This is a genomic window from Methylophaga thalassica MP (assembly GCF_000214595.1).
Classification (GTDB): Bacteria; Pseudomonadota; Gammaproteobacteria; order Nitrosococcales; family Methylophagaceae; genus Methylophaga; species Methylophaga thalassica.
In genome coordinates this window covers 107,446-133,297 of sequence record NZ_AFIG01000003.1, presented here as the reverse complement: position 1 = coordinate 133,297, position 25,852 = coordinate 107,446, and the positions used below count along the sequence as shown (strand labels likewise).

Here is a 25,852-nt window from a genome sequence, read left to right as displayed (position 1 = left end):
GCTTATCCTTTCACCAGTCCGGTAAAACCCATAAAGGCCATAGACATCAGGCCTGCGGTAATAAGCCCGATAGCAGCACCTTGGAAAGGAACAGGCACATCGGCTGCAGCAAGACGTTCACGCATACCCGCGAAAATTATCAACACCATTGAAAAACCTAAAGCCGCCCCAAAACCATACAGCGCTGATTCAATAAATCCATGTTTTTCTTGGACATTCAGCAAAGCAACTCCCAGTACGGCACAGTTAGTTGTAATCAATGGTAAGAAAATACCCAGTACCTGATAAAGCAGAGGACTTGTTTTGTGAACGACCATCTCAGTGAACTGAACAACTACAGCAATAACGAAAATAAAACTGATGGTACGCAGGAATTCAATACCGAATGGAGCAAGTAGATATTCATTAATCAGATAGCTACTGATCGATGACAGGGTCAACACAAAGGTTGTGGCAAGCGCCATTCCCATCGCTGTTTCAAGCTTACGTGACACCCCCATGAAAGGGCATAGTCCCAGGAATTTGACTAGGACAATATTATTGACCAGTATCGTACTTATGAGTATGAGGGCATAATCTGCCATTTAATAACCTACTGATTTTCTCAGGAATTAGTTGTCATTTCAGCACGGATTTATTTCGGCTGTAAACGGTAATCAGTAATTATAGCTTAAAAAGCATGAATATCGAAGCTATAGCAACGATATTAATGCGTTATCTGTGAGCAACTTATCAGACAAATCAGTAATGATGTTACGCATCAATATGCTTTATTGTTCTCGACGTTGCCGAACTGCCTGAGCCAACTCTCTGAGAAGATCTTCTGTGTTGTCCCAAGCCATACAAGCATCTGTAATACTTTGTCCATAGACTAACTCTTTACCTGTCTCGGCATTTTGTCGGCCAGCGACCAAGTTACTTTCTAACATTAGTCCGATGATTCGTTTCTCTCCAGTCGCTATCTGACTGGCGACTTCACGGCACACGGTTTCTTGTTGAATATGATTTTTGCCACTATTGGCATGACTACAGTCGATCATGATTCTGACATCTTGACCTGAACGAGTAATGACTTCGGCGGCAGCATTAACACTGTCGTTGTCAAAATTGGGTTCACGGCCACCACGTAAAATAATGTGACAGTCAGGGTTGCCAGTAGTGGAGAAAATGGCGGAACGACCCGCTTTAGTCAACGACATGAAATGATGAGGTTTTGAAGCCGAAAGACAGGCATCGACAGCAATTTGCACTCCACCATCGGTCGCATTTTTAAAGCCAACAGGGCAGGAAAGACCTGATGCAAGTTCACGATGAGCCTGACTTTCAGTGGTTCTGGCGCCAATGGCTCCCCAGGAGACTAGATCAGCGATATATTGTGGGCTGATTAAGTCAAGATATTCTGTGGCGGAGGGTACTCCCATCTCAGCAAGATCCAGAAGTAACTTGCGGGCGATGTGAAGTCCGTCGTTGATTTTGAAGCTGCCATCAAGATACGGATCGTTGATCAAACCTTTCCAACCAACTACTGAGCGCGGTTTTTCAAAATAAACTCGCATGATGATTTGTAAGTCATCTTTAAGTTCTTCGATTAAAGGTTGGAGTCTTGTGGCATACTCACGAGCAGCAAGAGGATCGTGTATAGAGCAAGGACCAACGATGACTGTTAAGCGATCATCGCGTTTGTGCAAAATATCCTGTGTCGCTTTACGAGCATGGAAAACTGTTTCCGATGCCTGATCGGTAATGGGTAATTCCTCATGAAGTTGAGCCGGTGGGATCACTTCTTGAATGCCAGTGATTCGCAGATCGTCTGTGCTGTAGAGCATGGTATCTATGGTATCGATGAAATAAACACAGAATTGTAACCGCTGAAGGCGTTTTGTGCTATCTCAAGCATGTAACAAATAATGATGAGATCCTTCAAACGTGGGTTCGGAACCTGTGGCACACTATATGCAGAAAAACTTATGACTACGGAATAAGTCAAATATATGGCGTTAAGGTTTGGAAGAAAGGATCAACTATGCGGCTGGTAGAGTCATTTAAGCAGGGTCAAGAAAAGCTTGAGTCAATCAATTCAGAAATAAAGAATCGAGTAGAAACAACACTAAAAAGCTGGCCGGAAACCATTAATAAAAAAGTCTCCGATATCCGAAACTTCTCCCTGCCATGGACACAATACTTCCATTTCTTTCATGATAGCGAAGAGCCTGTTACCAATGATATCGAAACGGCTCCTAAGTTAAGTGAGAAGTTTACCGATTTACACAGACGTATTGAGTCGAATCTGGGTGTTGAAAATTACATCGGAGAGTGGTTTCTGGTTGATCAACCTTGTATTGACCAGTTTGCTCAGGCCACCGGCGATCATCAATGGATTCACACCGATCCACAAAAAGCGAAAAATGAATCACCGTTTAAATCAACTATTGCTCATGGTTTTTTGACACTCTCCTTGATTCCGAAATTGACCGATACCGTTAACCCAGAAAAAAATGATTACCCTGAAGCCAGAATGCTGGTCAATTATGGGATGAATAAAGTAGTTTTCCCTTCACCAGTCAGAGCAGGTAAGCGCATACGGGCTCGAACTCGTATTATTGCTGTAACACCGCTTAGGCGTGGTTTGGAATTAGTGCGTGAAGTCACAATTGAAGTGGAAAATAGTAAGCGACCCGCCTGTATTGCAGAAATGTTATTACGCTTATATGAATAACAAAAAAGGCGGTTTTTAATCACCGCCTTTTTATTTTACTGATATGTAATTTCGATCAGAACATTGCACTATTCAGCCAGAGATGAACATAAATACTAGCGGCATAACCCAGAGCAATAGCCCATATCCACTTGATATGGGAGAAGAATGTGTAAATGCCTCTGGCTTGACCCATCACAGCGACACCTGCTGCAGAGCCAATTGATAACAGAGAGCCACCGACACCAGCTGTGAGTGTTACTAACAGCCATTGTCCCTGACTCATATCAGGATTCATTGACAGTACGGCGAACATCACCGGAATGTTATCAACAATCGCTGAGACAATACCGACTAAAATATTCGCGGTAGTTGGACCTAAATCCCCATACATCAGCTGTGAACCAAGGTTTAGGTAACCAATTGTTCCTAAGCCACCGACACATAGAATGATGCCGTAAAAAAACATCAACGTGTCCCATTCTGCTCGTTCAACCTGTTGGAAAATATTAAATGGTTTGCGTCGATCTAATCCTTCCACTTTGACGCCTGATGAGCCTTCTGCATCTGATGTCGTATTGATAAATGTGCGTCTGTCACGCATTTTTAGAGTGTAACCATAGAGTTTCAATAAACCTAGTCCTGTCATCATGCCAATAACTGGCGGTAAATGAAGGAAATTATGTGCACAGACGGCCATTGTGATGGTGACTAAAAACAAGCCAATAACAACAAAAGCACCTTCCTTGAGTTCTGCCGCATCTGAATTAGCCTGGGGCTGTCCATTTTTTATCGCCAAAGACATTAAAAATGCTGGTATAAACCAATTCACAACAGAGGGAATAAATAATTTAAAGAACTCCTGAAATTCGACCACACCTTTTTGCCAGACCATTAAAGTAGTGATATCACCAAATGGACTAAAAGCACCGCCTGCATTGGCTGCAACAACAATATTGATACAGGCGACAGACACAAATTTGATATTGGTACCACCGACCGCCATAACAACCGTCGCCATTAATAAGGCGGTGGTCAGGTTATCTGCAACTGGCGATATAAAGAAGGCAAATAGTCCGGTGATCCAGAAGATACTTCGTAAAGAAAAACCTTTATTGATTAACCAGGCGCGGAGACTGTTAAATACGCCGCGTTCTCCCATGGTGTTGATATAGGTCATCGCTGCCAACAAGAACAATAATAACTCGCCATATTCTTCCAGGTTATGACGAATCATTAAGCCTGCTGTGTGGTGATATTCTGAGTCGGGTTGTTGAGCGTAAATAATTGCAATCAATCCCCATATGACACCCGCTGCCACCATCACAGGCTTGGATTTTCGCATATGAATTTCTTCTTCAACGATGACCAACGCATACGCAACTACAAATAAGAAGATAGACACATAACCCACCCAATGAGAGGTCAGATCCAGCAGCTTGGCATTTTCTGCAGCAAAAGCAGAGTGGGGTAATATTAAAAAAGTGGCAAAACTAAGCAGGAGCCATGAGCGTCCTTGAAGAAATGATTTCACGACTAAAATCCTTATGAATGACGAGACTCGGCAATAATACGCCCGAAAACAACGTGAACAAATGTTTATTAGTTAACGACGCTATCGTGAAATCCTTTAGAGGCATCTGCCACCAGATCAAAAACATGATTAAAGCCATTTTGACCACCGTAGTATGGATCGGGCACATCAGATTCTTCACGTTGCGGCGCATAGTCTAAAAACATTTTGACTTTGTGTTTGTAAGCATCAGGACAGGCATTTATCAAAATCTGATAATTACTACTATCCATAGCTAAGATGTAATCAAACTCTTCAAAATCTGCCTGATTAAATTTTCGGGCACGGATGTATGACAGATCGATTCCACGTTGTTTTGCTGTTTGTTGAGCCCGGCTGTCAGGTTCTTCACCGACGTGATAAGCATGGGTACCCGCCGAGTCAATCAGAAAACGATCGCGCGTGCCCAAATCTTCCGTTAATTTTGTGAATACCCCTTCAGCGGTTGGTGAACGACAAATATTACCCATGCAGACAAAAAGTACTTTTATTTGATTCATTGTTTATTTCTTTTGCTTAACTAGTGAAAAAATTCAGATTTAGGATTAATGAAATCAATCAATTATCGATTTAAATTTCAGAAAGAAGCTGGTCTATCATTGACTCAGCCTGACCCATATAACCACCGCCAAATAAATTGAGGTGATTCAGAATATGGTAGAGGTTATACAAGGTTTTACGTGTTGCATAGCCTGAGTCGACAGGATAGATAGCATTGTATGCAGCAAAAAAATCTCGGCCAAAGCCACCAAATAATTCTGTCATCGCCAAGTCAGTTTCACGGTCGCCATAATAGCAGGCCGGGTCGAAAATAACGGGTTGTCCAAGATCATCAGCTGCCGCATTTCCACCCCATAAATCACCATGCAACAGTGATGGTTGCGGGTGATGGTTCTCAAGCAGTTTGTCCATGTTATCAAGGAGTTTTTCACCACGAGATTGTAGACGACCTGTGTAACCATTTTGAGCTGCAAACTTCAGCTGTTGCCCTAAACGATGTTCGCGCCAGAACTCTAACCAATGGTGATTTTGATCATTGATTTGTGGTGTGCTGCCAATCGTATTATCCATTTGCCAGCCAAAAAAGGGCTGTTTTACTTTGTGCATGTGGGCCAGCTGTTCACCCAGTGTGATATTGCCATCGCCGCGTAAACTTCTAAGTGGAATGTATTCCAAGACCAAATAACTGTGTTGATGATTTGTTCCTTGGCAGATGACCTCTGGAACCCGAATGCTTTTAGTCGCTGACATCTCTTGCAAGCCAAGTGCTTCGGCTTCAAACATTAGCGATAAAGAAGGCTGATTCACCTTTATAAAATAAGCTTGCTGTTCTGTTTTTAGTTGAAAGGCGCTATTAATACAACCACCACCGATACTGTTCAGTTGATATGGCTGAAGACTCTGATTGGTGGTCGATTCAATATGTTCAACAATGGAGTCGAGCTGTGCCATTATTTTTCCTTACCAGATTTGAAAAAAGAGTTAGCTGCTATATCTAAGGATATGAGCTAAGCACTGAGGCATCAAGTTTTACATGGTTGAGCATACGTTATGAAAATGTGAATAGCGCGTGCAGAACACGATGAAAGAACCATCAACCATATGGATTGTCCGTTTTTTTATCTGTCATTGCTATGTAAGCTGAACAGTATTTACGGATGGCATAAGGAGTTTGTCTATGGCTATGAATCCAAAACAAAGAGTAGCACTGCATGCAGCCAATTTAGTTGAGCAGAATATGATAGTGGGATTGGGCACTGGTTCCACCGCCAATTTCTTTATTGAAGCTCTGGCAAAACGCTGTAAGACTGAAAAACTAACTATTCATACCGTGAGTAGTTCTGCGATTAGTGAGATTAAAGCGCGTGAAGCGGGATTGCCCGTGCTGTCTATTGCAGAACTTGATGCGCTGGATATGTATGTGGATGGTGCCGATGAGGTCACACCGGATCTTACTTTATTGAAAGGACGCGGTCAGGATTTAGTGAATGAAAAATTGTTAGCTTCAGCAGCGGATCAATTTTTTGTTTTAGTTGATGAGTCAAAACTGGTCGAGCATATCGGACAAAACTTTCCGATTCCGGTGGAAGTCATGCCTCAGGCATGGCGTTTGGTTCTGACCCAGCTTAAACAACAAGGTGGTCAAGGCCAGCTTCGACTAAATGCCTCGGGGGATAATGTTGCTGTTACAGCAAGTGGTAGTCTGGTGCTTGATATGCAATTTAAACAAATGGATAGCTTAGAGCTAACCATGATTCTCGATACCATTCCCGGCATAGTCGAGCATGGGATTTTCAGTGACACCGCATCAGCCATTTTTATTGGTGGTGAATCTGAAGTGGAAGAACACTGGCGATAACGTTAGTCATCAGTGAATGAGAAAGGGGAGTGAAACTCCCCCAACTCAAATATTTGTGATGTTGCTTAGGATTTTTTTAGTTCATCCAAAATGGTTTCTGCTTTAGATTTACCAAACTCGCCTGAGCCTTCAACGCCGATATAAGTCACCACACCATCTTTCAGGATGCAGGCAAAGCGATAACAACGTACACCCATTCCTCCGGCAGTTAAGTCTCGATCTAAGCCCATGGCTTTAGTCAGCTCGGCACTACCATCAGCCATCATTCTGACCTTGCCTTCATTATTTACTTGTCGGCCCCAGGCGCCCATGACAAAAGCATCGTTAACAGCCATGCACCAGATTTCATCGGCGCCAGCCGCTTTGATCTCATCTGCTAATCGGATAAAGCCAGGTAAATGTTCTTCAGAGCAGAGTGGGGTGAATGCACCCGGAACACCGAAAAGAACAATGGTTTTTCCTTCAGTCAATGATTGAACATTCTGTGGTTGAGGGTTGACAGGGCAGCCACTGCTCGCCGAAAAATCAACACACTCAGAAAGTGTCGCTGCGGGAATTTTCTGTCCAACTTCGATTGTCATAATTGCTCCTTAATCCGTTATTTTTATTTACAGGGTGTCTAGCATAAGGCAATCGCTGACAGATAAAAACACTATGAAACATGCGGTTTTATGAGTTTGGAATTGTGCTGTCGAGTCGATATCATGGTGATCACTAAATTGAATTAAAGGGATATAAACACATGGCTGAAAAACAATTACGCTGGGGAATTTTAGGTGCTGCTCGTGTTAACGAAAAACTACTGCCCGCTATTGTTGAAGCAGCTAATGCGGAGCTGATAGCTATTGCCAGTCGTCGTCCTGGGGCGGCGGCAGAAGTGTTGCAAAAACTGGCACCACAACAAACGTCGGTAGAAACGCTGGATGATCCGGAAGCATTACTTTCTCATCCAAATATTGATGCCATCTATCTACCGATGTCGAATGAAGAACATGCCGAGTGGGCACTCAAAGCCATCAATCATGGTAAACATGTGTTGATCGAAAAACCTATGGCGCTGACAGTAGCCGATATTGATGCCATTGAAGCCGCTGCAAAAGCAAATAATGTAACAGTCATGGAAGGCTTTATGTATATCTTCCATCCTCAGCATGAGTATGTAAGACAGTTAATTAATGACGGCAAGGTCGGTGACGTGCGTACGGTAAAAACGGCGTTTGCATTCCCTATGAAACCGGCGCGAATGTATCGTATTGACCGTGACATCAATGATGGTGGCGGCGCTATGTGGGATATTGGTCCTTACGCCATTCATACGGCAAGATTGTGGTTTGATAATGAGCCTGTCGCTGCTATGGCAATGGCTAAGCTTAATGACAGTGGTGCTGATGTCAGCTTAAGTGGCGTGTTTGATTTTGCGGATGGTAAGTTTGCTCACTTTGAAATGAGCTTTGAACATGCCAGACGTAGCGAATATGAGATTATTGGTACCAAGGGTGGCATTAAATGTCACACCGTTTGGCAACCTGAAACGGAAGACGCCACCATAAGCTGGTGGAATGAGAATGAAGAACAAACCGTATCAATCCCAAAAGCCAATCACTTTAATTTGGAAATAGAGTATTTCTCTGATTGCATCATAGAGAGGAAAGCCCCCAAACTGACATTAGCTGATGCCAGAAATAATTGTGCTGCGATTTGTGCCGCACTTGCTTCAGTGAGAGAAGGGAAAAAAATTCACTTATCTGGTTAGCGTTTGGCCGTTATTAATAAAAAAGCCGTGGGAGAACACCACGGCTTTTTTATTGTTCAAGTCTATTTTACTCTGCGGCGAAAGCCGATAAATCCTAAGAGAGCTGGTGCAAACATAAATGCTGCAGCTGGAACCGGTACTGCTGATGGAACATTAACTTCTTCAATCCCCGCGTATAAAACACTTTGTTGACTGTAGTTGTAAAAACCAAAAGAACCATTACTGAACGTGCCTGCAATGCTTAATTCTTTAATACCGTTTACGAACACTTCGACTAAAGAGGATGTAAATATAATGTCAAAGTCGTATGTGGTGTTATCTAACCAACCTGTATTACCTAGATTGGTTGCACGGGCTAACTCGGTGACATTATTCGTTGGATTGTGAGCCCAAGCCCCTGAGTTATCTCCTAACTGTCCACTTACACTGGATATTGCAAGGCCTTTTTTTGCTGTACCAAAATAAGACTGATCAGCTTGTTTCCAGTCTATAAGCAGATAATCAGCCGATGAATTTGTTAGATCATTATTGTTATAGCCTAATACAAATCCAATAAAATCATCGTCAGAAGTTGTTTGAACAGTAATTTGTCCTGATAATGCTGTACCTTGGCTATTTTTATTATTGTGAAATACAGTAGGGGCGTTATTAAGCGTTTGCTTTACCGCATTATTGCCCGTCTGCAATACCCAGTTTCCATTTCCATTTGCTTGCCAGGATGATAAGTCGACAGGTTGGGGAGCTGCCAATAACTGTGTTGAGATTGAACATAAAGCTAGGGTTGTCAGAATGATTGTTTTCGTATATCTACGCATGACATTTTCCTTTAATAATTAAGTGAAAATGCAACTCAGCCATCTCAACTAAGTACATCAGCCGAGATCTGTAGCTTTCCGTACTTGGCTCGCACCAAGGTTGGCTCCGATAATTACGTGGCTGATGATAAAATCAGCACACATAATCATAGTCCGAAGAAATTTATTAAGGAATAGCTAATGTCAATAATTTTTACAAATATTAACAAAAATTAATGTCCGCCTCATTAAAGGCCTTGCTGAGTCAGTATTGGTAGTTAATTTATGAAGTGATATATATTGGCGCTGAAAATAGAGTTGTAAAAACTGTCGAATAGAGCACATAATTATTGTGATAAATATCACCAGAAATGGTTAATGGTGTGAGTTCTATCGCAAAAATAGCTATTTCCAATAGACGCTTACATTAAACTGAATTTATTATCGAATCGTCTGAAATTGTTCAGATAAGATCATTATTAGTGTATATTAATAGTGTTATTTTTTTAAAGCCAAACTCGTCGTGAGGCGGGGTCGGAAAGCCACGGGTCTCTGGTTTGATTAGAGATGGCTGGGTTGCATTGCTTCATATACTAAATAGGAATTTATTATGAAAAAAGCGATGCTATTTGTTGTAGCTCTTTTATTTTCAGTTGGGGTTAATGCTGCTACCTTATCATTAGAGACGGTTACAAGTACTCCTGGTGTTACCCAGAAGGTGAGTACTGTCTTTAATAATGGTAGTTTAGTAATCGCAAATGGAGCGGTTGAAGAGTTAAAACAAGATACTTGGAAGTCAGAGTTTAATTTGACTTCTGATGATAGTACAGGAATAAGAGTCGAATGGACGTTTAACCCGTCTAATAATTTCGAAAGTGCAACGCTTAGATTAGCCAAGCTTGCGGCTAATGGTTATGATTATGAGTATGAAAATCTTTATAACATTACGGGAAGTTTTGTTTTCTCTGCATTCATAACTGCTGGCGTATACGCTATTGATATATTTGGTGCAAACTCAGGACGTCTGGAGTATTCGCTCTCTGTATCTGCAGTACCAGTACCTGCTGCATTGTTTTTATTCGCACCAGCCCTGTTAGGTTTCTTGGGCCTGCGTAGAAAAACAGCAGTAGCTGCATAAAACTTGAAGTAAAAAATCAAGTTAACAATTGTTAGTTAGATTGAAAGGGGAACTTCGGTTCCCCTTTTTTATGGCTAATAAATATTTTCTTTTTAAAACAAGCTCATTTGCTTTGTTGGTTTATGAAATAAGTCGGTTCTCAGAACCGCTGGAGACTTGTTTAATGGGTATTTCTTGATCGCAACCTCGAATCGTTTTTTGATCATTTCTGCATATAGCCCCTGACCTTCAAGCCTGTAACCAAACCTGGGATCATTTGTTTTGCCATTTCTGGAGTCTTTAATACGATTCATAACATGCTCTGCCTTGTCAGGATAATGAGTATGTAGCCAATCATTGAAGAGGGGGCTGACCTCTCTTGGTAATCTAACGAAAATATAGTCTATATTTTCAGCCCCTGATTGTGCCGAAGCATCAATAATATTTTCTAGTTCTATATCCGTCAGTACAGGAATGACTGGGGCAAGAAGAACAGATACAGGTATCCCATTTGCCTTCAATGTCTCTATTGTTTGCAGTCGACGTTGTGGGCTGCTGGTGCGAGGTTCGAGTTTCCTAGCAAGTGTTTTATCCAGCGTTGTAATGGATAGATGAACATGTACCAATTGCTTCTCAGCGAGCTGTTTAAGTAAATCAATATCACGTTCTATCAATGATGATTTAGTCACGATGTTGACTGGGTGACTGAATTCAATCATTACCTCAAGTACTTCCCGAGTAAGGCTGTAATGACGTTCGATGGGTTGATAGGGATCGGTGTTAGCACCTAAAGATAATGTTGAACAGCGATAGTTTTTTGCCATCAACTCTTCTCGTAGTAATTCTGCAGCGTTAGGTTTGATGGTGAGCTTTGTTTCGAAATCGATCCCTGGTGAGAGTCCGAGATAAGCATGTGAAGGACGGGCGTAGCAGTAGATACAGCCATGCTCGCAGCCACGATAAGCATTCACTGACTGTTCAAAGGGAACGTCAGGTGATGTATTTCTACTGATAATGCTACGCGCGTTTTCTATGCTGATTTCTGTCGTTGCTGGTGGGAGTTCTTCTACAAACCAACCATCATCGATTACAGTCCGTTGAAACTCATTGAAACGGCTATCAATATTATTAAGCGTTCCCCGGCCTTTTTGTATTTTTGAGTTTTCTGACATTAGTCAGACAAGTAATACTCTATCGTTGACACAACACGAACGTTTTTGATCTGTGGATTATTATTATCGCGAGCACTGATGCTGAACTGGCCTTGGCTGGCTTTACGGATCTTGCCGAGTGTACTATCTGAATCTTGGGCAAACTTTTCAGCAACTTCACGTGCTTTTCTGGTTGCTTCTTCAATCATTTGCGGTTTGACTTCATTAAGACGAGTAAACAGATATTCGGGCTGTGCAGCGTAGTTATTTCCAGTTAAAACAATACCTTGTTTACCGAGTTCAGAGAGTTGCCCCATCACTTGGCGGACGGTATCAATGGCATCCGAATAAACCGTGACGGTTTGTACCGCTGTATAGCGGAACTCGGCACGCTCATTACCCCCGTATTGTTGGGCAGATTTATCTGTAATGGCAGGTGCACTGATAGTGATATCAGCACGTTTGATTCCAAGTTTAGTCAGGAAGGAGATGATGGTATTGGTATTGGCATCAACATCATTGTATAAAGCTTGCAAATTATTGCTTGCCAGTGTGAATTGGATAGGCCATATCACCACATCTGCAGTGAACTCTCTTTCAGCCAGGCCTTTCACTGTCACTGTTCGCTCATATTCTTTGTATTTGATGGCTGCATTAGAGAGAAACCAGCCTAAACTGCTAAAGCCGAGAACTAAAGCAATTCCAAGAATCAGACTGCTGGTTTTGTTTAACGATGTCATCGCTGAATCCTCTAATAGAAGGGAATATACCCGCAGTGTAAATCAAAAATTGCTTATGATCGACGGGAGAAATGCTCTTTTGAAAACGCGATTCGTTGCTCAATGGTCATTTTTTTTGCATTAGTTAGTGCTTCAATTTTTTTCAGCCGTGGTAATAAGCCTTCGCCATTTGCAACCTGAATACTCAGGCCCGGACGGGCATTGAGCTCAAGCAGCATGGGGCCTTTTTTCCTATCCAGGACAATATCTGTACCTAAATAGCCTAAGCCTGACATTTCATAACAGGAAGCAGACAAATGCAGTAACTGATCCCAATGCGGAACTTGAAGATCAAGCAGATTTCTTCCTGTATCGGGATGTAACATAACGGGACGATCAAACTGTACTGCACGTACAGCACTGCCATTACGAATGTCCAGACCGACGCCAACAGCACCCTGGTGAAGGTTGGCTTTACCGTTAGAGTCAGCGGTTGATAAGCGCATCATAGCCATTACCGGAAACCCTTTGAACACGATAACCCGTGTATCTGGCACACCTTCAAACGTATAACCATTGAAGCAATCATCAAATTGGATCAAGGCTTCAATAATGGCAACATCAGTTCTACCGCCCAGTGAAAATAAGCCGGCCAGAATGTTAGAGACATGACGCTGTAGATCCGCCAGTTTTAATATTTGTCCATTCGCCTTGTGATAACCAAAATCATCAGAACCGGTGACAACTAAAATACCTTTACCACCAGAACCATGAGCAGGTTTGATGCAAAAACCTGCTGTATTATTGATAATGTCGAGCAGATCATCTACCTGATGTTGTTCAGTGATGGTACCGATAAGATCGGGCGCATTAACGCCAGCTTCCAGCACAATTTCTTTTGTCTGTAGCTTATCATCAACCAGAGGATAGAGTCGTCTTGGATTATAGCGGCTAATGTAAGCAATATTCCGTTCGTTCATTCCAAGCACACCAATCTTGGCAAGCTTGTTTGGGTGAACGTACCGAGATTTGACGTCTTTCAGCCAATTCAGCACATTCAGACTCATAGGTGATCCTCAGTTAAGGGTTTAAAGCGCTTCAATTCCAGCAAGCGATAGCCGGTGTAATTACCTGCCATTAATACTAATCCCATCAAAATAAGCTGGATGCCTAGGAAGTTGAACGTTAAATGACGAATTAATTCGTTATTCATGGCTAAGTAAGCCAGCACAGCCACTAACAGCGAACCACCACCTTGAATCACTACTTGATGTGGACCTTCTTCTTCCCATAACACGGACATCCGTTCAATGGTCCATGCCAGAATAATCATCGGGAAGAAGGTGATTTTCATGCCCTCAGTTAAACCAAGCTTGTAAGCAAGAATAGAGAATATCGCGATGATGCCTATAACCATAATGATGACCGCGGATATTCGGGCAACAAGGAGTAGGTTGAGATAGGACAAGTATGAGCGAATTAATAAACCAGTACCGACAATCAATAAGAAGCCGACGAGGCCGGTCACCAGACTGGTCTGGATAAAGGCCAGGGCAATCAATACTGGCATAAAGGTGCCGGATGTTTTCAGACCGACCAAAATACGCATCAATACAACAACCAGAACACCGACTGGTATTAATAAAATACCTTTAAATAAGGCTTGTTTTTCGAGTGGTAATGTATAAAGCGAGAAATTTATCAAGGTCTCATCAGCAAATTTTTGGTTTAGAGCCACACCAAAAGGCAGCTCTTGCTGAATCATAGAGAAAGTTACATGTGAGTTAGTACCACCAATCAGTTCAAGAACCGGACCTGAGTGGTATTCCCACAGTAATAAATTATCGGGCCGGCCTTGTTCACCCGTTTCAGGATTGAATAACTGATAGTCGTTGCCATCAAATACTTGAATATAGGTAACTAATTCCTGTCTTCTTCGGCCATCTTCAAGGAACAGAGCGTGAACTTGGCGCGCCGGAACACCAGCTTGTTGTAATAACTGAACTATCCATTGAGTTTGTGTTTTCAATTGCGCCAGTAATTCGGCGTTTTGTGATTGGTTTTTGAATTCTTGAATTAACTCTCTTGCCAGCGTGTAAGGTGTGGAAGAGCGTTCCTGAGCACGATCAAGCAGCTGGTTGGCAGACGTTGCATAAGGCTCTTTTTCAATACTGACTTTTAATGCAGGCGGTTGACTGGGTTCAGGTGGGACTGCATAAGGATCCAGCAGCATATCAACCTTGTAATATAAGGCTTGTTCACCATTGGCATGACGGATTGACCATTCAGCGCGGTGTCCACCGTTATCTCGTTTAGTATAAGCAAGACCATAACCTGGACTGGCGGTTTGCTGACTCAGCTGGGTGAAACCGGGTTGTGTGCCGGGGATGGCAAGTGATGCCAGCACTTCTTTATCTTGCGCTTCAAACTCGACTTTGGCCTCAATCGACCAGGTTTGACGTTGCTCCCCTGGAAGCCAGGGGATGTCAAAAGTGTAGTGTCTATGTAAGGTTAATCCCAGGCCTGAGACAATCAGCAAGCCCACTAACAGATAAAATGCTTTACGAGATGTCACGGCCTGGATTCCTTATTTTTTCTTCGTTTTGCTGACAGATGGCGCTTGAGGTTGGTTTTGAACAATCTCAGGTTTTGGCTGAACATTGTCTTTCGCTACATCAACTACAGCTACATCTCTTAAGAACTCACGACCTAAAAGAATCGGGTAGGTCATTTGGGTACGATCATTTAATGTGAACTCTGCTACTTCCGTCATTTTGCCCAAACGCACAGTCAGCGAAGCAACTGGTCTTTTGTCCAATGTATCGGCTGAAGCCTGGCGAATTTTCACGTAACGAACCAGAGGGGCTTCTACGATAAAGCTGTCATCACCATCATCTGGTGCTAAGCGGAAACGCACCCAGTTTTTGCCATCTTTTTCAAAGGGGGTGATATCTAAAGCGCTGATAGAAGAGGTGGTGGCGCCGGTATCAACACGGGCTTCATAAACGCGGTTAACGGCTTCGATCCATAACCATTCTGTTTTACCAACAACCAGTTTATTGCCGATACTGTTGTTATTGTTTACGACCGCTGCAGGTTTGGGGCAGAGTGGAGGCGCAGCGTCTCCTTTGTGTTGTTTGACGATAACTGTGTCAATCTTACCTTCAATGACATCCATACGTCCTTCAAATTGACGTTGTGTCTTACTGATTTTCTGTAGCTCATCGGCTTGTAACTTTTCCTGTTTACTTAAGCCGTCACATTGCTGCTGTATCTGTTGAATCAGGCGCGATTCTGTTTGATGTAGCGATTCCGTTAATTCGGTAGCAGAAACGGGAGGTGTTTGCGGGCCTTGTTGAATACAAGCACTTAAAAAAACAGTTGAAGTTGCAATCAGAACGAATAGTCTAGACATAATAACCTTGTAAGGATAATTGATTAGATTCACTAAAAAATAGCGGCTATTGTAGCAGACGCTGTAGCTTTGATAAGCAGAGTATTAATAAATCTTGACTATATTTAGCGTTTTAACAGCAAATGGATGTATCGTCCCATATCCCGATAGGTCGGCATACGACAATACTTATGCTCAAGTTCGAATAACACAGTCTGGTCACTGTTATCTCGAGCTTGCTGACTCATATAATCATTAAATATCCGTACACCGGTATGTGTTTCTACAGTAAATCCCGCATCATGAATAACGTCAATAATTTCATGCGGAAATTGTGGATTCGGCGGTGTTAACTTATTGCCTTTGCCGATATAACTATCATTAAGAATAGGTGGCAGGCGCCAGCCGCCTTTTAATACATTGCTGTAAACCATGGCATTTCTATTGTAGAACAGCAATGACAAATACCCATTCGGTTTAACCTTCTGCATAATCGTCTGTAAAGACGATATCGGTTCACTTAACCACTCCAGAACAGCATGACAGATCACCAAATCAAATTGTGGAAGCTCGCTGGCAAGTGACTGTGCAGATTTTTGATAGAAGTTGGCCGTAATATTGGCCTGTTCAAAATTGACTTTAGCGGTATTAAGCATTTTTTCAGACAGATCACACAGGGTCAGATGATGACCCTGTTCTGCCAGCCAGAGGCTGATTTGCCCCTGACCACAGCCTGCATCCCACACATCAAGCGGGGATGCGCTGACAAACTGTGCCAGATCTTCTTTTAACAATCGTAGTCGCCACTCACCTTTGACCGTGTCGTAGATTTTGCTATCGAACCTGTCGAATAAATCATCAAAATTACGATCGTGTTTGATGGTCATGCGCTTTTATTCAGTAAGGCATCTAACAAGTTATCAAGCGCCACGATACGATCCTCTGCTTCAGGCATGTCTTCGACAAAGCGTAATTTGTCCTGACCATCCAATTTGAACTTTTTTGGTTGTTTTTGAATGAGATTAATAATGGTCATCGGATCAACATTGGGTGATTCTTCAAATAATAAACGACCACCTTGATCGTAGACATCGATCTTACGAATACCGATTTGTTTGGCCTTAAAGCGAAGTTCATGAATAGCGAATAAGGTTTTGACCTGATCGGGCAACAACCCAAACCGGTCAATCATTTCCACTTGTAATTCATGTAAGGCTTCATTGTCAGCCGCTGCAGAGATACGTTTATACAAAACCAAACGTGTATGCACATCAGGTAAGTAGTCTGATGGAATCAGGGCGGGGACGTGCAAATCAATTTCGACAAAGTGACGGTCTGATTGATTCAGACTTGGTTCTTTACCTGATTTCAATGCTCTGACGGCGCGTTCCAGTAATTCGTTATACAGATTAAAACCAATCTCCTGCATCTGGCCACTTTGCTCGTCACCTAATAACTCGCCCGCGCCACGAATTTCCATATCGTGTGTAGCTAAGGTAAAGCCCGCGCCTAAGTCTTCGATAGACTCAATGGCTTCCAGACGTTTTACCGCGTCTTTGGTCATGGCTTTTTGCGGTGGCGTGATGAGGTAAGCATAGGCCCGATGATGAGAACGACCGACGCGACCACGGATTTGATACAACTGAGCAAGCCCCAATTTATCCGCACGATCGATAAAGATAGTATTGGCAGTGGGAACATCAATACCGGTTTCAATAATGGTGGTACAAACTAAGACATTAAAACGCTGGTGATAGAAGTCGAGCATGACTTGTTCCAATTCCCGCTCACGCATTTGTCCATGCGCCACAGCGACTTTGGCTTCTGGCAGAATCGCTTCTATCTCCCTGGCAACCCGATCAATATCTTCTACTTTGTTATGTAAGAAATAAACCTGGCCGCCACGTTTGATTTCACGCAGCATACCCTCACGGATTTTCTCAGCATCCCATTGTAAAACAAAGGTTTTAATAGCTAATCGACGTGCTGGAGCGGTAGCGATAATCGACAAATCACGAATACCGGAAATCGACATATTCAGTGTGCGTGGGATAGGCGTCGCCGTCAGTGTCAGTACATCAATATGTGCCCGGTATTTTTTTATCTGCTCTTTTTGAGTAACACCAAACCGATGTTCTTCATCCAGAATAAACAGGCCAAGACGTTTAGGATCAATATCTTGCTGCAATAATTTGTGTGTGCCGATAATGATGTCGGCGTTGCCTTCACTAATCCCTGTTTTGACTTTATCCAGCGCTTTTTTAGATTGGAAACGCGATAACACTTCGACTTTTACTGGCCAGTCAGCAAAGCGATCTTTGAAGTTCTCATAATGTTGTTGAGCAAGTAAGGTGGTCGGCACCAACACCATCACTTGTTTACCTGAATGCACCGCCATAAACGCAGCACGCATAGCCACTTCGGTTTTACCAAAACCCACGTCACCACACACCAGTCTGTCCATCGGCTGTTCAGACAACATGTCTTTAATAACAGCATCAATCGCATCTTGCTGATCCGGTGTCGGTTCAAAAGGGAAGGCCGCGGCGAAAGCCGCATAGTCTTCATCCGGCATGCCCATCGGTTGTTTTTTATTGGCTGCCCGACGAGCGTAGATATCCAATAATTCTGCCGCCACATCACGTGCTTTTTCAGCCGCGCGTTTACGGGCTTTTTCCCATTGGCCTGTGCCCAGCTTGTGTAATGGAGCCAATTCAGGCGCCGCGCCAGAGTATCGACTGATTAAATCCAGAGACGCGACAGGCACATAGAGCTTATCGCCCTTGGCATATTCCAGCGTGACATATTCCGCAGTCACATCACCGATATCGAGTGTTTGTAGACCGAGATAACGACCGACACCATGATCCTCATGGACAACAGCATCACCGACGGAGAGTTCAGCGAGGTTACGGATAATGGCATCAGTATCACGCTTTTTACGACTGCGACGACGGCGTTGCATGACCTGTTGGCCGAACAACTGCGTTTCAGCAATAACGGCCAGGTTTTCATTACCCAGCAATAAACCTTGTTCAAGTGGCGCAACCGTAATCGTTAAAGCGTCATTACTCTGAATAAAGGCATCCCAGTTACTGACCGGCTGACATTTGATATCGTGCTGGCGCAGCATGTCCAGTAATGTTTCCCGGCGTCCGGCACTCTCTGCTGCAAATAAGATTCGCCCTTTAAACTGATCGATAAATTGCTGTAAGGCTTCGCAGGGTTTGTCCTTACGCACATTCATCGTTAATTGTGGTGGCATGCCAGAGCCATAGTTGATATGACCGGCTTTATCCTGATGTTCAAAGCTTTGTAGTTGCAGACGTTGATAGGATTTGAAACGACTAAATAACTCTTCAACAGGAATGAAAATATGCTGAGGTTCGAGCAAAGGCCGTTCTGGATTCACACGATGATTACGATAGCGGTCACTGATTTCCTGCCAGTAGCGTTCAGCACCAACATGTGGATCAGCCACACTGACAATCAAAGTGTTATCCGGCAGATAGTCGAGCAGACTATTGGTTTCTTCAAAGAATAAGGGCAGATAAAACTCAATGCCGCCTGGCACATTACCGTCACTCACTTCACGGTAAATAAAGCTTCGCTGTGGGTCACCTTCAAAATGGCGACGGAATTGTTGCCGGAATAACTGAATGCCATCTTCGGTCATCGGAAATTCGCGCGCAGGCAATAGCTGAATGCTATCAATGGTATCTATAGAACGCTGAGTTTCCGGGTCAAATGTTCTGAGGGTATCGATTTCATCATCAAACAGATCAATACGATAGGGGAGTTTGCTACCCATTGGGTACAAATCAATAATCGCCCCACGAACAGTAAACTCACCATGCTCCATGACTTGTGAAACGTTACGATAGCCGGCTTTCTCCAGCTTCATTCGCCAGCTTTCAATATCAAACTGATCACCCGTCTTCAGAATCAGCGTGTTGCCTTCAAGGAAAGCACGTGGAGCAATACGCTGCATTAATGTCGCGATGGGCACCATCAACAGACCTTGCTTGAAGTCAGGTAATTGATGCAGTGTTTCTAAGCGTTCTGAAACGATATCCTGGTGAGGAGAAAAGGTATCGTAAGGCAGCGTTTCCCAATCGGGGAAATGTAAAACTGGCCGCTTATCTTCACCAAGGAAAAATTTAGCTTCTAATTCCAGCCGATGTGCACTATTCATATCATCGGTGATGACCAATAGCGGGCCGTCGTGCTGCTGCGCCGCTTTTGCTAATAACAGGCCTTGTGCGCTGCCATAAAGTTGGCCAGCAAACAGGACTTCTTTATTGGATGACGGTAACTTGGGATTGAGCAGATTAGGCTGAGTATGATTCACTAGACTGGATTCGTTACAAAAACGTCTATTTTCACATAAAACGAAGAAGTCTTGTCACAAAGACCTGAATAAGGCACATTATCCCTTATAATTTATAAGTGATTATATGCTTGAATAAACTAGCAAAGGTGCGGGAGAATAATAATGAAGCGAATTGAAAATGTCGTGTTGTTAAAAACAATAGGAAGTGCCGAGTTGTTGGCAGCCTTGGCGATGTTTTACTTTTTTTATACTGATGTGCCAGCTTTGATTGGTGGTTTTATTTTGCTGGGCCTGTCAGCAAATAGCTTTTATCAAGCGCATAAATGTTATCAACGTCAGTACGCACCCAGACAAAACGACCAAACTTGAAATGAAACATGGCTGAAGCAGTTAAGCAAACAAAAACGAGCGAATTTGATTCAGCCTCATTCCTGAAAAATCTGACCAGCCGTCCCGGCGTGTATCGCATGATCGATGATACCGGGACGGTGATTTATGTCGGTAAAGCCAAAAATCTTAAAAAACGCGTTTCCAGTTACTTTCGCAAAACAGGGTTAACATCCAAGACCCGTGTCATGGTCGCTCAAATAGCGTCCATCGAAACCACCGTTACTCACACCGAAAACGAAGCCTTAATTCTTGAAAATAATCTTATCAAGGAGCTGATGCCACGTTACAACATCTTGCTTCGTGATGATAAGAGCTACCCTTACCTATTAATCTCAGGTGATAAATTTCCTCGATTAAGTTATCACCGTGGTGCAAAGCGCAAAGCTGGCCGTTATTTCGGACCATATCCCAGTGCCGGAGCTGTACGCGATAGCCTTAACTTACTGCAAAAGCTTTTCCCTGTCAGACAGTGTGAAGACAGTTATTATCAAAACCGCTCCCGTCCTTGCCTGCAATATCAGATAAAACGCTGTACCGCGCCCTGCGTTGGCCTGATAAGTGAAGAAGAATATAAGAAAGATGTCGAGCACACGATCATGTTTCTGGAAGGCAAAAACAAACAGGTGATGGATGATCTGAGTGCTGAAATGGATGCCGCATCACAACGGCTCGATTTTGAACAAGCCGCCGTTATTCGAGATAAAGTCATTGCCTTACGTCGGGTGCAAGAGCGCCAATATGTCAGTTCAGATCAGGGCGAGTTTGATGTGCTGGCCGCCATTGTCAGAGATGGCATGGCCGTGGTCGAAGTCTGTTTTATACGTGGTGGTCGCAACCTCGGCAGTAAAAGTTATTTCCCTAAAGGTTCTGGAGATAGTAGCCCCGAGGAATTATTGTCTGCCTTTGTGCCGCAATATTATCTCGGCAAAAATATTCCTACAGAAATTTTGCTCAGCCATGAACCAGAAGACCAAAGCCTGCTTCAAGAAGTACTACAAACTGAATCTGGACATAAAGTCAGCTTAAGAAAGCCGCAACGTGGTCAGGGTGTTCGCTGGATGCAAATGGCCTCAACCAATGCAGAAATCAGCCTCACACAGCGCTTAAGTAGCCGCTCCAATTTATTGCAGCGTTTCGAAATGCTGCAAGATGCGCTAAGCCTTGATGAATTACCCAAACGTATCGAATGCTTTGATATCAGTCATACCCGTGGTGAACGCACTGTCGCCTCATGTGTGGTTTTTGGGCTTGAGGGTGCCATCAAAGCTGACTATCGTAAATTTAATATTGAAGGTATTACGGGCGGTGATGATTACGCGGCCATGAATCAGGCCTTGACCCGTCGTTTCACGCGTTTGCAAAAAGGCGAAGGCAAAAGACCTGACCTCTTATTAATTGATGGTGGTAAAGGCCAGATTAAAGAAGCACAGGAAGTGCTGGAAGAACTCAATTTATCTGACCTACCTATATTAGGTATCGCCAAAGGGCCTGAGCGCCGACCAGGTGAAGAAACATTATTTCTTGTCGGTAGAGAAGGGGAAGTCACTCTGACCGCCGATTCACCTGCCTTACATCTACTTCAGCAAGTCAGGGATGAGGCCCATCGTTTCGCCATTACCGGACATCGTCAGCGGCGTGCTAAAGCCCGTAAGACCTCTACACTAGAGCACATTGAAGGCTTAGGACCTAAACGCAGACAAAAACTGTTACAACAATTTGGTGGCCTGCAGGAAGTACAGCGCGCCGGTGTGGAAGATTTATCCAAGGTAGACGGTATCAGCAAATCCCTCGCCCAAAAAATCTACGATGTTTTTCATGGCGATCATTAGGTCTGCATAGTGATACCATAACCATGATTTTAATTTTAAGTGACACAAGATGTTGAATTTGCCAAATATTTTAAGCTGTTTACGGATTCTCTTAGTTCCCGTTTTGATCCTGTTTTATTTTTTACCCATGCCATCAGCATCATGCTGGGCAGCGTTGATATTCGTCATTGCCGCATTTACCGACTGGCTTGATGGTTATTTAGCCAGGAAGTGGGAACAAACCTCAGCATTCGGTGCATTTCTTGACCCAGTAGCCGATAAGCTTATCGTCGTGATGGCACTTATCATGGTGCTGTTTAAAAGTCCGGATTGGTACATCCTGATACCCGTCACTTTAATCATCGCACGTGAATTAATTGTTTCCGCATTACGCGAATGGATGGCCGAATTAGGACAGAGAAATGCCGTTAAGGTATCTCAAATGGGAAAATGGAAAACCACCTTCCAAATGTTGGCGATTGCCTGCTTGATTTACTATAAGCCCTTATTTGGATTACCAGTTTTTGAAATTGGTGTAGCTCTCTTGTACGCGGCAGCCTGGTTAACGATACAGTCAATGTACTACTATCTTTTAGCTGCCTGGCCAATGATGCGAAATAAGGGTTGACATAAAAAATGAAGTGCCTATAATGCACGACTTCCTCAGCGGGAATAGCTCAGCTGGTAGAGCACAACCTTGCCAAGGTTGGGGTCGCGAGTTCGAATCTCGTTTCCCGCTCCAAGAATATAAAAAGCCGCGGTCAGTCAAGTCACTATCGCGGCTTTTTAGTCTTAGACTTAATGAAAAATGGCTGGGTGGCAGAGTGGTCATGCAGCGGACTGCAACTCCGTGTACGCCGGTTCGATTCCGACCCCAGCCTCCATTTAAAATTATAATAAAAACAATATATTAAAGCGCTTTTGGCGCTTTTTTTTCGTCTTGTGTTTTTAATGATATTTCCCGTGATTTCCATTCATGCCACCCCAAAAAGGTGGCGAAACCATCCGTCAACGGATAGTATCTCCGTTACATTCAGTTGAGGAACAGAAGATATGGCTTCAATACGGATTCGAAATGGAAAGTATCAGTTTATAGTCAAAAACAAAAAATTACTCCCTAAACCACTTCATTTTACTTTTGATGATAAGGCAGATGGTGAAGCCTATGTGGCAGACTTAGAAGCTTGTCTAGCAAAAGGGATTGTTCCGAAACAATTCCTCGTATCAAAAGAGTCTGTTAAGTTGCATGAGTTAATCGACAATTACGTCAAAGCTGTGCACGTTACATATGACAATAGACTTCTTCTAGACATACATAAAAAAAGATTGGCTAATATAGAGCTTGAGAAGATAACCTATAAATGGACAGAGAGCTGGGTAAAAGATATGAAGCAAACCTATAAGCTCGCACCTAGCACAATCAAAAAGCATGTAGGTTCACTAGCAAGGTGTCTGGACTGGGGAATAAGGCATGATTATATTCAGAATAATCCTCTGAGGCTTCTTCAGCGTGGCTATGCTACATATACTGACGACGATATTAAGAAAGCAGGAATAAAACGTATAGATATAGAGCGGGACCGACGCTTAGAACTGGGGGAAGAAGATAAGATTATCTCTGTCATATCTGGTCAATACCAACCTGTAAACAAACGCAAAAAGCCAGTTATCACTCATCCTGAGGCATACCTCACTTTTTTTTACTTAGCCATAGAGTCGGCAATGCGTATGAGAGAAATGTATACATTGGAATTTGCTCAAATAGATTTTGCCAAAAGAACTATTTTTCTGGACAAGACGAAAAATGGTGATAAGCGTCAAGTACCAATCAGTGGTCCACTTCAGACAATACTTAAAGAATATTTTTTTAATAAGCCGGAATCGAAGTATGTTTTTCCTTGGTTTGATGGAAAATATACGAAAGAAGCACTAAAAAAAACAACAGCAAATATATCCAAGCAGTGGGATAAAATCTTTAAATATGCTGAATGTGAGGATTTACGGTTTCATGATTTAAGACATGAGGCCACGAGTCGGATTTATGAACGTACGAATCTAACCGATCTCGAGGTAGCTAAAATTACAGGTCATAGAAATTTAAAAACGTTACAACGATACGCCAATCTGCGAGGCTCTAATCTCGCAGAGAGGCTTTGGTGAATAATCGCTGTTGTTACTGATCTAGATATTTTCGATAAGGTGTCAGATCTGGATAAGGCGATTTTTTTAGATTAGGCTGCGCGTAAGCCCTTGGCTTGAGTTCATAAGTCTCTTCCAGATTGTAGCGAACTTTTCTTGCTTCAGATTGGGCTTGAATGGTGTCTTCTAAATATGTATTAACATCATTCAATCTGAAGCACCACGCTTTCCCGACTTTAGCACCTGGTATTTCACCAGATCCTGCTTTATCTAGTACAGTTTTGACACTGCACTTTAATATCTCTGCAACTTCATCAGAGGTCAGTGTTTTTGGAATGAAATCATCACTCATTGATTCATCCTCCATAACTGTGCTGAGGATTGATTAAAGTGATTTAGAAATATGGAATGAACAAGACTTAACCTATGTTCGATGCTTGTTTTAATTTTTTTATGCATCTTGATGATCTTTTATGTTACGTGAGTCTACCTCACAATTTATATTATGAATATATTGTAGGAATAATGCAATAAATATATTAAAAACAAAGGGTTGTTGACTTTTTTTAAATGTTATGTGATTGTGTAAGCCCTCTAGAAGGAGGAGAGTATTTTTGTTTCAGTCTCACCTGCAATGAGGAATGCTCTGTACATTGGATAAGTACATTTGCAGTATTTGCTTTTATCGGTTTACCGTATCGGTCAGATGAGTCGGTTGTTCGATGCCCCATTATTGCCGCCAATTCCACTCTGTCCATACCTGAAGACTTGAGATTAGAACTGATTTGATGTCTGAAGGTGTACAAAGAAATCTGATATTTACGTTTTGGCCATATTTGTCTGCATACCGTATTCAGCCTTCCTTGGATACGTCTCATAGCTTTGTGCCGGGATTCATTTTCTGTGCGTAACTCTGATAACAAGCAAGTATGAGCAAGCTTTAGTCTTTCAGTTAACACTGCTGGAAGTATCACTTCTCTGTTTAGCCCTCGATCATCTGTTTCACGTTTCTTGGCGCCCTCTATAACGATAGTGCCATCGTCAGTGAATTTTAATGACCACATTTCTGTAGGCCTACAACCTAAAAAATTTGCCAGAGTCACTGCACCAAGAAGTGCTTTGTCTTGAGCTACTCTAAGCTTAGCGGAAAGTTGTTTTAACTCGTTATTTGAAACTTGTTTTATACGTGCCTGCTTTGCAATCGTATTTTTTCTTGAAGCTGTTGATACTGGGTTTTTATGTTGATTAACCTTTAATGCATCATCAAATCGTTTGTGATCGGCTAAATAGAGCTGAATACCTTTTCGAACTCGTCTCCAGTAATCAGGGCGATATGATTTAGCCAGTCCATCTAAACACTCAATGACATTGGTTAAATGGTTAGTCGGGTAATTTCGCATGTGTTCTTCGAAAAAGTAATGCGCAAGACTAAGGTATTCTTGTCGTGTTTTATCCTGCATGTTTTCATGCTCGGTTTATTATTTAGTCTCACACTATCGAAGTTTCTGGAGCATTAATGTTATGAGATTCACAGAAATGAAGTGTTTAGTATGCATCCAATCCCACTTATAGGACTGGAATATAGAGTTATCACATGTAAATGTGTTTGGTTGATGATTTGTAAAGG

Annotated in this window: 24 protein-coding genes, 2 tRNA genes and 2 riboswitches; of the genes, 10 read left to right on the top strand and 16 right to left on the bottom strand. The window is 42.7% G+C overall.

All coding sequences use genetic code 11. From position 1 onward, the window contains the following. Positions 1–2 precede the first annotated feature (2 nt). Positions 3–584, bottom strand: coding sequence for an electron transport complex subunit RsxA (gene rsxA / locus MAMP_RS12255; protein WP_040576593.1), 582 nt, complete (start codon positions 582–584; stop codon positions 3–5). Between the two features lie 186 nt (positions 585–770). Continuing rightward, positions 771–1,826: a 3-deoxy-7-phosphoheptulonate synthase gene (locus MAMP_RS12250; RefSeq protein WP_007146374.1), complete on the bottom strand. Its 1,056-nt coding sequence runs from the start codon at positions 1,824–1,826 to the stop codon at positions 771–773. A 197-nt stretch (positions 1,827–2,023) separates the two neighbouring features. Here MAMP_RS12250 and MAMP_RS12245 point away from each other — a divergent pair, with 197 nt between their 5' ends. Further along, the gene (locus tag MAMP_RS12245) at positions 2,024–2,716 is read left to right on the top strand and encodes a MaoC family dehydratase (protein WP_007146373.1); all 693 of its coding nucleotides are present in this window, start codon (positions 2,024–2,026) and stop codon (positions 2,714–2,716) included. Between the two features lie 55 nt (positions 2,717–2,771). Here the strand turns inward: MAMP_RS12245 and nhaD are convergent, their stop codons facing one another. The 3 genes from nhaD to MAMP_RS12230 form a co-directional block, all read right to left on the bottom strand. Further along, a complete protein-coding gene (nhaD, locus tag MAMP_RS12240) occupies positions 2,772–4,229 on the bottom strand; it encodes a sodium:proton antiporter NhaD (protein WP_007146372.1) in 1,458 nt (485 codons plus the stop codon). 68 nt (positions 4,230–4,297) lie between these two features. Further along, positions 4,298–4,768 carry a low molecular weight protein-tyrosine-phosphatase gene (locus MAMP_RS12235; RefSeq protein ID WP_007146371.1) on the bottom strand — a complete coding sequence of 157 codons (471 nt, stop codon included), beginning with the start codon at positions 4,766–4,768 and terminating at the stop codon, positions 4,298–4,300. Positions 4,769–4,838: 70 nt separating this feature from the next. Continuing rightward, positions 4,839–5,720 carry a fructosamine kinase family protein gene (locus MAMP_RS12230; protein ID WP_007146370.1) on the bottom strand — a complete coding sequence of 294 codons (882 nt, stop codon included), beginning with the start codon at positions 5,718–5,720 and terminating at the stop codon, positions 4,839–4,841. Between the two features lie 226 nt (positions 5,721–5,946). Between MAMP_RS12230 and rpiA the strand changes: the two genes are divergently transcribed. After that, positions 5,947–6,627 carry a ribose-5-phosphate isomerase RpiA gene (rpiA, locus tag MAMP_RS12225; protein WP_007146369.1) on the top strand — a complete coding sequence of 227 codons (681 nt, stop codon included), beginning with the start codon at positions 5,947–5,949 and terminating at the stop codon, positions 6,625–6,627. Positions 6,628–6,692: 65 nt separating this feature from the next. Here the strand turns inward: rpiA and MAMP_RS12220 are convergent, their stop codons facing one another. After that, the gene (locus MAMP_RS12220; protein WP_007146368.1) at positions 6,693–7,208 is read right to left on the bottom strand and encodes a peroxiredoxin; all 516 of its coding nucleotides are present in this window, start codon (positions 7,206–7,208) and stop codon (positions 6,693–6,695) included. Between the two features lie 161 nt (positions 7,209–7,369). On the opposite strand from MAMP_RS12220, the gene MAMP_RS12215 reads away from it, so the two are divergent. Next, a complete protein-coding gene (locus tag MAMP_RS12215) occupies positions 7,370–8,380 on the top strand; it encodes a Gfo/Idh/MocA family protein (RefSeq protein ID WP_007146367.1) in 1,011 nt (336 codons plus the stop codon). Between the two features lie 62 nt (positions 8,381–8,442). Here the strand turns inward: MAMP_RS12215 and MAMP_RS12210 are convergent, their stop codons facing one another. Continuing rightward, complete coding sequence (locus MAMP_RS12210; RefSeq protein WP_007146366.1) at positions 8,443–9,195, bottom strand: hypothetical protein; 753 nt, start codon at positions 9,193–9,195, stop codon at positions 8,443–8,445. 26 nt (positions 9,196–9,221) lie between these two features. Continuing rightward, positions 9,222–9,310: riboswitch (cyclic di-GMP riboswitch) on the bottom strand. 365 nt (positions 9,311–9,675) lie between these two features. Continuing rightward, a riboswitch (cyclic di-GMP riboswitch) is annotated at positions 9,676–9,758 on the top strand. Between the two features lie 26 nt (positions 9,759–9,784). Here MAMP_RS12210 and MAMP_RS12205 point away from each other — a divergent pair. Beyond that, a complete protein-coding gene (locus MAMP_RS12205; RefSeq protein WP_007146365.1) occupies positions 9,785–10,312 on the top strand; it encodes a hypothetical protein in 528 nt (175 codons plus the stop codon). A 92-nt stretch (positions 10,313–10,404) separates the two neighbouring features. On the opposite strand, the gene MAMP_RS12200 is transcribed toward MAMP_RS12205, so the two are convergent. The 7 genes from MAMP_RS12200 to mfd all read right to left on the bottom strand — a co-directional run bounded on the left by MAMP_RS12200 (position 10,405) and on the right by mfd (position 19,906). After that, positions 10,405–11,463, bottom strand: coding sequence for a PA0069 family radical SAM protein (locus MAMP_RS12200; protein WP_007146364.1), 1,059 nt, complete (start codon positions 11,461–11,463; stop codon positions 10,405–10,407). Further along, complete coding sequence (locus tag MAMP_RS12195) at positions 11,463–12,182, bottom strand: SIMPL domain-containing protein (protein WP_007146363.1); 720 nt, start codon at positions 12,180–12,182, stop codon at positions 11,463–11,465. Before MAMP_RS12195 ends, MAMP_RS12200 begins: the two co-directional genes overlap by 1 nt. Positions 12,183–12,235: 53 nt before the next feature. Then, positions 12,236–13,228: an alpha-L-glutamate ligase-like protein gene (locus tag MAMP_RS12190; protein WP_007146362.1), complete on the bottom strand. Its 993-nt coding sequence runs from the start codon at positions 13,226–13,228 to the stop codon at positions 12,236–12,238. Continuing rightward, positions 13,225–14,736 (bottom strand): inactive transglutaminase family protein, encoded by a 1,512-nt coding sequence (locus MAMP_RS12185; RefSeq protein WP_007146361.1) that lies wholly within the window; start codon positions 14,734–14,736, stop codon positions 13,225–13,227. Before MAMP_RS12185 ends, MAMP_RS12190 begins: the two co-directional genes overlap by 4 nt. A gap of 12 nt (positions 14,737–14,748) precedes the next feature. Beyond that, on the bottom strand, positions 14,749–15,576 hold the full coding sequence (locus tag MAMP_RS12180; protein ID WP_007146360.1) for an ATP-dependent zinc protease family protein: 828 nt from the start codon (positions 15,574–15,576) through the stop codon (positions 14,749–14,751). Between the two features lie 104 nt (positions 15,577–15,680). Continuing rightward, positions 15,681–16,442, bottom strand: coding sequence for a methyltransferase domain-containing protein (locus MAMP_RS12175; protein ID WP_007146359.1), 762 nt, complete (start codon positions 16,440–16,442; stop codon positions 15,681–15,683). After that, positions 16,439–19,906 (bottom strand): transcription-repair coupling factor, encoded by a 3,468-nt coding sequence (mfd, locus tag MAMP_RS12170; RefSeq protein ID WP_007146358.1) that lies wholly within the window; start codon positions 19,904–19,906, stop codon positions 16,439–16,441. The genes MAMP_RS12175 and mfd overlap by 4 nt, the downstream gene beginning before the upstream one ends. 144 nt (positions 19,907–20,050) lie before the next feature. Here mfd and MAMP_RS12165 point away from each other — a divergent pair, with 144 nt between their 5' ends. The 6 genes from MAMP_RS12165 to MAMP_RS12140 all read left to right on the top strand — a co-directional run bounded on the left by MAMP_RS12165 (position 20,051) and on the right by MAMP_RS12140 (position 24,246). Then, positions 20,051–20,257 carry a hypothetical protein gene (locus tag MAMP_RS12165; protein WP_007146357.1) on the top strand — a complete coding sequence of 69 codons (207 nt, stop codon included), beginning with the start codon at positions 20,051–20,053 and terminating at the stop codon, positions 20,255–20,257. Between the two features lie 8 nt (positions 20,258–20,265). Beyond that, positions 20,266–22,107 carry an excinuclease ABC subunit UvrC gene (gene uvrC / locus MAMP_RS12160; RefSeq protein WP_007146356.1) on the top strand — a complete coding sequence of 614 codons (1,842 nt, stop codon included), beginning with the start codon at positions 20,266–20,268 and terminating at the stop codon, positions 22,105–22,107. Between the two features lie 49 nt (positions 22,108–22,156). Continuing rightward, entirely contained in the window at positions 22,157–22,714 is a 558-nt protein-coding gene (gene pgsA / locus MAMP_RS12155) for a CDP-diacylglycerol--glycerol-3-phosphate 3-phosphatidyltransferase (RefSeq protein WP_007146355.1), read from the top strand. Between the two features lie 38 nt (positions 22,715–22,752). Then, positions 22,753–22,828: transfer RNA gene (locus MAMP_RS12150), tRNA-Gly, on the top strand. A 68-nt stretch (positions 22,829–22,896) separates the two neighbouring features. After that, a tRNA-Cys gene (locus MAMP_RS12145) sits at positions 22,897–22,970 on the top strand. Positions 22,971–23,139: 169 nt separating this feature from the next. Then, positions 23,140–24,246: a site-specific integrase gene (locus MAMP_RS12140; protein ID WP_007146354.1), complete on the top strand. Its 1,107-nt coding sequence runs from the start codon at positions 23,140–23,142 to the stop codon at positions 24,244–24,246. 13 nt (positions 24,247–24,259) lie between these two features. On the opposite strand, the gene MAMP_RS15770 is transcribed toward MAMP_RS12140, so the two are convergent. Together MAMP_RS15770 and MAMP_RS12130 are read right to left on the bottom strand one after the other, a co-directional pair. Further along, positions 24,260–24,577 carry a helix-turn-helix domain-containing protein gene (locus MAMP_RS15770; RefSeq protein WP_007146353.1) on the bottom strand — a complete coding sequence of 106 codons (318 nt, stop codon included), beginning with the start codon at positions 24,575–24,577 and terminating at the stop codon, positions 24,260–24,262. A gap of 214 nt (positions 24,578–24,791) precedes the next feature. Continuing rightward, the gene (locus tag MAMP_RS12130; RefSeq protein ID WP_007146352.1) at positions 24,792–25,685 is read right to left on the bottom strand and encodes a site-specific integrase; all 894 of its coding nucleotides are present in this window, start codon (positions 25,683–25,685) and stop codon (positions 24,792–24,794) included. Positions 25,686–25,852: the final 167 nt, after the last annotated feature.